Below are 8,972 nucleotides of genomic sequence, written 5' to 3' on the forward strand. Positions count from 1 at the left end.
CGTTGTAGTCCCGGTCCTTCGGCAACTGCCCGCGCAGCTCGTCGCGGGTGACGATCACCAGCGCGCGGTTCTCGTCGGTCAGGTCGTCCGCGGCGACGACCTGCGGCCGGCCGCCCTGCAGGATCAGCGTCGCACCGTCGAGCGACGACTCGAGCAGCGTGCGCAGCGTGTCCGCGGTGACGTGAGTGTTCACGGGCTTGTCTCCTCCGGTCGTGGTCTTCGCTGCCGGAGGCGTACCCGTCCGGTTGCGATTCAATCGCAACGACCGTCCCTGTGCCCGGTTCCGCGACCCGAGGAACCGCTCGCCACCTGGATCCGGATGATCCGGCGCACGGAGAGCCGGCACGCGCCGTCCCGCATCATCGCCGCCCTCGACAGCATCGTGGGTTGAACGGGGACACGCTGCGATTACCGCCGACGCTCCGCGGTGCGCGGCATAGGGTGGGAGCACGGGGAGCCAAGACTCCTTTCCCGGAAGCTGCAGGAGGGGGCGGCCATGGACGGGTGTGAACGGATCGTTCCGAGCGGCGGACGCGGCCTCGGGGGCGGGCGATGACCGCCGACCCGGGCCCCGCCGACCTCGTCCTCGCCGGCGGCGGGGGGAAGGGCATCGGGCTCGCCGGCGCCGTCGTGGCGCTCGCCGACGCCGGCTACCGGCTCAAACGGGTCTCGGGCACCTCGGCGGGCGCGGTGGTCGGCGCCGTCGTCGCGGCCGGATCGAAGGCCGGGTGGACGGGGGAGCAGATGCGCGACGCCGTCTTCGGAATCGAGTACGACAAGTTCCTCGACCCGGGACCGGTCGAGCGGATTCCCCTGTTCGGTCCCGCGTTCGGGGTGCTGCGCGGATCGGGCCTCTATCGCGGCGACTACGCGCACGCCTGGATCCGGGACACGCTGAAGGACCTGGGCGTCAGCACCTTCGGGGATCTGCGGACGGACGACAAGGACCTCCCCGAGGAGCGACGGTACCGGCTAGTGGTCACGGTCACGGACATCACGCGAGGGCTGCTGGTCCGGCTGCCGTGGGACTACCGCTCGGTCTACGGCCTCGATCCGGACGAGCAGTCGGTGGCCGACGCGGTGCGCGCGTCCATGTCGATCCCGTTCTACTTCCGGCCCGCGACGCTCACGGCCACGTCCGGATTGCGGTCGACGCTGGTCGACGGCGGGCTGCTGTCGAACTTCCCCATCGACTCGCTCGACCGGATCGACACCGACCAGCCCCGCTGGCCCACGTTCGGTGTCACCGTGTTGCCGAACCTGCCCGCCGGCAACGACAAGGTCCTGCCCCCGCTGCGGCTGCTGCGCCCGTTCTCGGCGCTCGGTGACTCCCCGGAGCTGATCGAGGGCATCGTCACCACCGTCCTCGTCGGCCGCGACCAGGCGCATCTCAATCAGCCGTGGGTGAGCGCCCGCACGATCCGCGTCGACTCCACCGAGGTCGGCGTCCTGGACTTCGACATCGACAAGTCCGAGATCGAGGCGCAGTTCGCCAAGGGGTACGAGGCGGCGCAGGGCTTCCTGTCCACCTGGAACTGGGTGGAGTACGTCAAACGCTACCGATCCCACGGAAAGCGATGGTGAGGTCGTGACCGCCGACAGTCTCGAAGCGCTGTTCGCCACTTCGACGATCGGTGCCCTCGTCACCCTGAAGAGGGACGGGCGGCCGCAGCTGTCCAACATCGTCTACCACTACGACCCGGGCACACGGACCTTCGCGGTCTCCGTCACCGACGGCCGCGCCAAGACCGCGAACGCGCGCCGCGACCCCCGGGTGAGCCTGTACGTCAGCGCCGCCGGCGGCTGGGCGTACGCGGTCGCCGAGGGCACGGCCGAGCTGTCGCCCGTCGCGGCGGACCCGCACGACGACACCGTCGAGGACCTCGTCGCCCTGTACCGGAAGGTGCAGGGCGAACATCCGGACTGGGACGAGTTCCGGGACGCGATGGTCGCCGACCGCCGGCTCGTGCTGCGGATGCGGGTGGAACGGTTCTACGGGATGGCCGGACCGACCGGCTGATCCGGACGAAAGGGGGAGACGATGCCGCGCGCGTCGACGACAGGGTTCGCAACCACCACCGAGGGGGAACGGTTCCTCCGCGCCTACGATGCCGTGCTGGCGAAATGGCCGGCAGACGTCCGTCCGGTGACGGTCGAATCGGACTTCGGCACAACGCATGTCACTGTCTGCGGCAGCGACGACGCGCCGCCGGTCGTCCTGCTGCCCGGCGGGGGAGCGACGTCGACGGTGTGGTTCGCCAACGCCGCCGCGCTCGCCGGCCGGTACCGGGTGCTGGCCGTGGATCCGATCGGTGACGTGGGTCGGAGCGTCGCGCACGGAAGGCCCGTGCGCGACGTGGACGACCTGCGGTCGTGGCTCGACGGCGTCGCCGCGGCGCTCGGCCTGTCCTCGTTCCACCTGGCCGGCCACTCGTACGGGGCCATGGTCGCGCTCGCCTACGCACTCGAACGCCCCGAGCGGATCCGCAACATGGTGTTGCTCGATCCGAATTCGTGCTTCGTCCGGATGCGCGCCGGATACCTGGCTCGCGCGGTCCCGCTGCTGCTGCGGCCCAGCGGAGACCGCCAGCGACGATTCCTGCGCTGGGAGACCGGCGGCCGGTCACTCGACGAGGACTGGCTCGAGCTCGTCGCCCTCGGTGCCGAGCACTTCCCGGCGGGCAAGCTCGTCGTCCCGAAACGTCCCGCCCGCCGCGCCCTCGCCGGACTCGCCGTGGACACGACGGTCGTCCTCGCGGCCGGCAGCAAGGTCCACGACAGTGCGACGGTGGCGGCCACGGTCGAGGCCGCGAGTCCGCGGCTGCGCCCGGTGCTCGTCGAGGGCGCGACGCACCACACGATGCCCATGGTCCCGGCCGCGGAGGTGAACGCCGCCGTTCTCGGCGCGCTCGGCTGACCACCGGCTGCCGCACGGTCTCGTTCAGTGGGAACGGCGATGTGCGGCACGTCACAAGCCCCTACGTTCGGTCGGCAACAGGGCCGTGCGCATCGGCGTCCGTCCTGAAATCGATTGTGCGCGCGAGCGCTTCGAGGAAGGGGCGAGATGCCGGTCGCAACGGGCAGGTTTTCCATCCGGCGGTGGACGGCCGCCCTCGGAACGTGCGCGGTGCTCGTGACCGCGTGCGGCTCCGAGGTGTCCGAGAATTCGGGCGTCGCCGACCCCGCGATCCCGCTGCGCTACGCGACGGTCTTCGGCGCGTCCTCCTTCGACCCGCACAAGACGAAGATCACCAGTGACGCCACGATGCTCAACCTGGTCTACGACCGGCTCGTGCACCGCGACGTCGACGCGCAACCCGTCCCCGGCCTGGCCGAATCGTGGGAGCTGACGGACGAGTCCCTCACCCTGCATCTGCGCGAGGGGGTGAGCTTCGCCGACGGTTCCCCCGTGGACGCGGCCGCCGTCCAGGCCAACCTGAACCGCGCGCTCGAACCGGACTCGGTGACGGCACCGATGCTCGCCGGGGTCACCGGCATCACGACTCCCGACGAGCGCACCGTCGTGCTCGCGCTGGACCGGCCCGGCGCGCAACTCGTCCTCGCGCTGTCCGACCTGCCGGGAATGATCGTCGACCCCGACGCATTCGGGACACCGGAGAAGAACGCCGCGCTGGCCCTCGCCCCGGCCGGTGCCGGCCGTTACACGGTCACCCGCGCGCAGCCGGGCGCCGAGTACGAGTTCACCGCGCGGCCCGGCTACTGGGATCCCGACGCGGTCCGCACCGACAGCGTGGTGTGGACGGTGATGACCGACCCACAGGCCCGCCTCGCCGGCGTCACCTCCGGAGACCTCCACGCCGCCATCACGACCCCGCTGACCATCGATGCCGCCGAGCAGCAGGGCCTGCGCGTCGAGACGGCGCTGCGGCTCGACCACATGGCCGTCAACCTCAACCGGTCGCGCGGGGAGTTCGGCAAGCTCGAGGTGCGGCAGGCGCTGGCGCACGCGATCGACCGGCAGGCCATCGCCGACACGGCGATGGAAGGTCACGCCGAGGCCGCGACGCAGAACTTCCCGAAGGACTACTTCGCCTACGAGCCCGACCTGGCCGACGCCTACCCGTACGACCCGGACAGGGCACGACAGCTCCTGGCGCAGGCAGGACTGCCGAACGGGTTCTCCTTCACCGCCATCCTGCTCAACCTGCCCGAGAACGTGCAGGTCGCGCAGATCGTGCAGCAACAGCTCGCCGAGGTCGGCATCGACATGCAGCTGAAGCCGATGCCGCCGTCCGAAGCCTCCCCGACGTTCAACCGCGGGGACGCCGACGCCATCGTCACCACCTTCACCGGCCGGTCCGATCCCGCCCTGCTGTTCTCCTCGCTGTACGGGGCGCAGTCGCCGCAGAACCCGTCCCGCAGCACGGCCCCCGGATTCCAGGAGGCCCTGGATGCGGCCAACCGCGAGTCCGAACTGCAGGCGCGTGCCGACAAGCTCGGCGACGTGTCGAAACTGGTGAGCGACAACGCGCTCGCGATCCCGCTGGTGTTCTTCGAGCTCGGCTCCACCCTGACCGATCAGGTCGTGGGCTACGAACCCACCCTGCTCGTCGACGAGTGGCGCGGCGTCGGCGTCGCCGCCCCGTGAACCCGTCGACGACCCGAATCACCCCGAGGACTGTCATGTTTCGCAGATCGATGAAGGCCGCCCTGTCCGTGCTCGCCGTCGCTGTCGCGGTGGCCGGGTGCGGCAGCTCCGCGGCGACGGACGCCGCGCAGACCGCCGACCCGAACGCGACGTTGCGCTACGCCACCACCTACGGCGCGTCGTCGTTCGACCCGCACAAGACGAGAATCACCAGCGACTCGATCATGCTCAATCTGGTCTACGACCGGCTGGTGCACCGTGACCGGGACGCGAACCCGATTCCCGGGCTCGCCGAGTCGTGGGAGTTCGCCGACGACGGCTCCACCCTGACGCTGCGTCTGCGGCAGGACGTGACGTTCTCCGACGGCACCCCGTTCGACGCGGCCGCGGTGGTGGCCAACCTCGAACGCGCGATGCAGCCCGACTCGATCACCGCCGCCATGCTCGCCGGTGTCGCCGCGGTCGAGGCGCCCGACCCGCAGACCGTGGTGCTGCGGCTCGACGGCCCGGGCGGGCAGCTCGTGCTCACCCTCTCCGACCTGCCCGGAATGATGGTCAACCCCAACGCGTTCGGCACCCCCGACAAGGACGCCGCCCTGGTACTGACCCCGGCCGGCACCGGTCGCTACACCGTCGCGCAGGCACAGCCCGGTGCGCAGTACGAATTCATCGCCCGGGACGGCTACTGGGATCCGGAGGCGGTGCAGTCCCGCGCCTTCGAGTGGATCGTCATGACCGATCCGCAGACCCGGGTGAGCGCGGTGGCCTCCGGCCAGCTCGACGCCGCGATCGCCACGCCGCTGTCCGTCGACCCGGCCGAGCAGCAGGGCCTCGAAGCGGACGTGCAGACCACCCTCAACAACTACGTGCTCAACCTCAACCGGACCCGCAGCGAATTCGGCCGGCTCGAGGTGCGGCAGGCCCTCGCCCACGCCGTCGACCGGGAAGCCGTGGTCGAGACCGCCCTCGAGGGGCACGGCGAAGCCGCCAGCCAGAACTTCCCCTCCGGGTACTTCGCGCACAACGCCGCCCTCGACGGCCAGTACGCCTTCGACCCCGAACGCGCGAAGGCCCTGCTCGCGCAGGCCGGCGTGCCGAACGGGTTCTCGTTCGTCGCCGGTGCGTCGAACCTGCCGGAGAACCAGCTCATCGCGCAGATCATGCAGGAACAGCTCGCGCGGGTGGGCATCACGATGGAGATCCGGTCGATGACGCCGACCGATCTCAATCCCGCGTTCAACCGCGGCGAACTCGACGCCATCCTCACCACTCTGACCGGGCGCGCCGAACCGTCGCTGCTGCTGACCTCGTACTACGGGCAGGACTCGCCGCAGAACCCGTCGCACGACGACATCCCCGGCTTCCGGGCGGCGATGGAGGCGGCCAACCGGGCCACCGACCCCGACGAACGTGCCGCCCTGCTCGGGGAGGTCAACGCCGTGGTGATGGACCACGCCGCGATGCTGCCCGTCGCGTTCGCCGAACTCGGCGCGATCACCTCCGGCACCGTCGTCGGCTACGAGCCGAGCCGGGTGCTCGACGAGTGGCGCGGAGTGGGAGTGGCCGCGCCGTAACGCCCGTCTCCATCCCCCGCCGAGAAACGGAGAACATCATGGCTCGTCGCACGAGACTCGCCCTGGGCGCCGCGCTGGCCGTCGCGCTCCTCGCCGGGTGCGGTTCCGCCGGCACCGCGCCGTCCGACGTCGTCGATCCGCAGGCGACGCTGCGGTACGCGACCACCTACGGGGCGTCGTCGTTCGACCCGCACAAGACCCGGGTCGCGCAGGACAACATCATGCTGACCCAGGTGTACGACCGGCTGGTGCACCGCGACCGGGACGCGAATCCGATTCCGGGACTGGCCGAGTCGTGGGAGTTCTCCGACGACGGGCGCACCCTCACCTTCCGTCTGCGGGAGGGCCTGCAGTTCCAGGACGGCACCCCGCTGGACGCACAGGCGGTCCGGGCCAATCTCGAACGCGCCCAGGAGCCGGACTCGATCACCACGACGATGCTCGCTCCGGTCGAGGCGATCGAGACCCCCGATCCCACCACGGTGGTGCTGCGGTTGAACGGGCCCGGCACGCAACTCGTCCTGACGCTGTCCGATCTGCCGGGAATGATGGTCAGCCCGAATGCCTTCGGCACGCCGGACAAGGACGCCGCCCTGGTGCTGCGGCCGGTCGGTGCGGGCCGGTACACCGTGGCCGACGCGCAGCCCGGCGCGTCGTACGACTTCGCGGCCTGGGACGGCTACTGGGATCCGGAGTCGGTGACCGCCGAGCGTTTCGAATGGGAGGTCGTCACCGACCCACAGACCCGCATCAACGCGCTGGCGTCGGGCGAACTCGACATCGCGATGGCCACGCCGCTCTCCATCGACCCCGCTGCCTCCCAGGGGCTGAACTCGCAGGTGCAGACGAGCCTGAACCACTACGTCCTGCACTTCAACCGCACCCGCAGCGAATTCGGCAAGGTCGACGTGCGCCGGGCGCTGAGCACCGCGATCGACCGGCAGGCCCTCGTCGACTCCGCCCTCGAAGGTCACGGCGAGGCGGCCAGCCAGAACTTCCCGCAGGGCTACTTCGCCTACAACCAGGAGCTGGCCGACCGCTACGCCTACGACGAGCGGGCCGCCCGCGAGACACTCGCGGCGGCCGGACTGCCGGACGGGTTCACCTTCACCGCCGGGGTGATGAACCTGCCCGAGAACGAGCGGATCGCGCAGATCGTCCAGCAGCAACTCGACGCGATCGGCGTCACCATGCAGATCCGGCTGCTCAGCCCCGCCGAGATGTCGCCGGTCTTCAACCGCGGTGAGCTCGACGCCGTGCTGACCACCTTCTCCGGACGGGCCGATCCGTCGCTGCTGCTGACCACGTACTTCGCCCCGGACTCGCCGCAGAACCCGTCGCACGACGTCACCCCCGGCTTCGCCGAGGCCCTGGCCGCCGCGAACGCCGAACCGGACCAGCAGGCCCGCGGACAGCTCCTCGGCGAGGTCTCCGCCACGGTCGTGGACCAGGCACTGATGATCCCCCTGGCCTTCTCCGACCTCGGCGCCACCCTCACCGACCGGGTCGTCGGCTACCAGCCGTACCGCGCACTGGACGAATGGGGCGGGATCGGCCTCACCGCCGCCGAATGACCGCGGCGGCACCGCCCCGAGCGACACCTCGACAGATGTAAAGGACCGGCAGGATGCTTCGATTGATCGGGCAACGGCTGCTCGCGGTGCTACCGCTGCTGCTGATCGCCACCGCCATCACCTTCGGCCTGATCTTCCTGATCCCCGGCGATCCCGCACACTGGATCGCCGGCGAGACCGCGACACCCGAACAGATCGAACTGGTGCGCACCGAACTCGGACTCGACCAGCCCGTCGTCGTGCAGTACGCCGACTTCCTCGGCGGACTGGTGCGGGGTGATCTGGGCACCAGCTTCACCTACAAGGCGCCCGTGCTCGAGATGATCGTCGACCGGCTGCCGGTCACCGTGTCCCTGACCCTGGTGGCGGTGCTCGTCGCGCTGGCCGTCGGCATCCCGGCCGGCATCGTCGGCGGCAGCCGGCCGGGCAGCTGGCAGGACCGCGCCACCAGCGTCGGCTCCACCCTGGGCGTCGCGACCCCGAACTTCGTCCTCGGCCTCATCCTGGTCCTCGTCTTCGCGCTGCAACTGAGGGTGCTGCCCGCCACCGGCTACACCCCGCTCGCCAAGGGCGTGTGGCCGTGGCTCAGTCACCTGTTGCTGCCGGCGATCGCGCTCGGCCTCGCCGCCGCCGCCGAGATCGCCCGCCAGTTGCGCAGTTCCATGATCGAGGTGATGCAGCAGGACTTCGTGCGCACCGCCACCGCCAAGGGACTCGGGCGGCGCTCGGTCCTGTGGAAGCACGCCCTGAAGAACGCGTTCATCCCCACCGCGACCGTGCTCGGCATGCAGATCGCGTTCCTGCTCGGCGGCACGGCCGTCATCGAGTCGGTGTTCGGGCTCAAGGGACTCGGCGACTTCGCCGTGCAGGCGGTGCTGTCCGGCGACCTGCCCGCCATCCAGGGCGTCGTCATCTTCGGTGTCTTCGCCACCTTCGTGATGAGCCTGCTCGTCGACATCTCGTACGGGTACCTCAACCCTCGGACCAGGAGCGCGGCATGAGCGACACCCTCACCCCCTCGCAGCCCGTCGTGGAGGCGGCGCCGGCCGCCGTCGAATCGCCGCGCCGCAGGTTCCTGCGCCGGTTCCGGGGCCGGCGGGCCGCCGTCGCCGCGGCGGTGTTCCTGGCCCTGATCACCGTGCTCGGGCTCGCCGCCCCGTTGATCGCCCCGCACGACCCGCTGGTGCAGGAACTCACGGCCCGCCGGCTGCCGCC

Annotated in this window: 8 protein-coding genes and 1 pseudogene; 8 read left to right on the forward strand and 1 reads right to left on the reverse strand. The window is 70.7% G+C overall.

Annotated elements, in window-relative coordinates; genetic code table 11:
• Positions 1–193 (reverse strand): hypothetical protein (locus OEY_RS0126865; protein ID WP_010596819.1); only part of this gene is annotated, 193 nt, incomplete at its 3' end.
• Between the two features lie 359 nt (positions 194–552).
• On the opposite strand from OEY_RS0126865, the gene OEY_RS0126870 reads away from it, so the two are divergent.
• From OEY_RS0126870 to OEY_RS0126905, 8 genes and pseudogenes are all read left to right on the forward strand, one after another.
• Positions 553–1,584 carry a patatin-like phospholipase family protein gene (locus OEY_RS0126870; protein WP_010596820.1) on the forward strand — a complete coding sequence of 344 codons (1,032 nt, stop codon included), beginning with the start codon at positions 553–555 and terminating at the stop codon, positions 1,582–1,584.
• 4 nt (positions 1,585–1,588) lie between these two features.
• Positions 1,589–2,020, forward strand: coding sequence for a PPOX class F420-dependent oxidoreductase (locus tag OEY_RS0126875; RefSeq protein WP_010596821.1), 432 nt, complete (start codon positions 1,589–1,591; stop codon positions 2,018–2,020).
• Between the two features lie 21 nt (positions 2,021–2,041).
• Positions 2,042–2,917, forward strand: a complete 876-nt coding sequence (locus OEY_RS0126880; RefSeq protein WP_010596822.1) for an alpha/beta fold hydrolase — start codon at positions 2,042–2,044, stop codon at positions 2,915–2,917.
• Positions 2,918–3,064: 147 nt separating this feature from the next.
• Complete coding sequence (locus OEY_RS0126885; protein ID WP_010596823.1) at positions 3,065–4,609, forward strand: ABC transporter substrate-binding protein; 1,545 nt, start codon at positions 3,065–3,067, stop codon at positions 4,607–4,609.
• A gap of 50 nt (positions 4,610–4,659) precedes the next feature.
• Complete coding sequence (locus OEY_RS0126890; protein ID WP_010596824.1) at positions 4,660–6,183, forward strand: ABC transporter substrate-binding protein; 1,524 nt, start codon at positions 4,660–4,662, stop codon at positions 6,181–6,183.
• Between the two features lie 38 nt (positions 6,184–6,221).
• Positions 6,222–7,757: an ABC transporter substrate-binding protein gene (locus tag OEY_RS0126895; RefSeq protein ID WP_010596825.1), complete on the forward strand. Its 1,536-nt coding sequence runs from the start codon at positions 6,222–6,224 to the stop codon at positions 7,755–7,757.
• Between the two features lie 53 nt (positions 7,758–7,810).
• Entirely contained in the window at positions 7,811–8,758 is a 948-nt protein-coding gene (locus tag OEY_RS0126900; RefSeq protein WP_029540270.1) for an ABC transporter permease, read from the forward strand.
• Positions 8,755–8,972 (forward strand): annotated as a pseudogene (locus OEY_RS0126905) (ABC transporter permease); the annotation flags it as partial. The gene OEY_RS0126900 and the pseudogene OEY_RS0126905, both read left to right, overlap by 4 nt.

It is taken from the genome of Rhodococcus sp. P14 (genome assembly GCF_000256505.1).
GTDB lineage: Bacteria > Actinomycetota > Actinomycetes > Mycobacteriales > Mycobacteriaceae > Rhodococcus > Rhodococcus ruber.

Excerpts from the sequence above, each read along its gene's own strand:
- OEY_RS0126885 (WP_010596823.1), top strand. The coding sequence starts at position 3,065 with ATGCCGGTCGCAACGGGCAGGTTTTCCATCCGGCGGTGGACGGCCGCC.
- OEY_RS0126870 (WP_010596820.1), top strand. The coding sequence starts at position 553 with ATGACCGCCGACCCGGGCCCCGCCGACCTCGTCCTCGCCGGCGGCGGG.
- OEY_RS0126895 (WP_010596825.1), top strand. The coding sequence starts at position 6,222 with ATGGCTCGTCGCACGAGACTCGCCCTGGGCGCCGCGCTGGCCGTCGCG.
- OEY_RS0126880 (WP_010596822.1), top strand. The coding sequence starts at position 2,042 with ATGCCGCGCGCGTCGACGACAGGGTTCGCAACCACCACCGAGGGGGAA.
- OEY_RS0126900 (WP_029540270.1), top strand. The coding sequence starts at position 7,811 with ATGCTTCGATTGATCGGGCAACGGCTGCTCGCGGTGCTACCGCTGCTG.
- OEY_RS0126890 (WP_010596824.1), top strand. The coding sequence starts at position 4,660 with ATGAAGGCCGCCCTGTCCGTGCTCGCCGTCGCTGTCGCGGTGGCCGGG.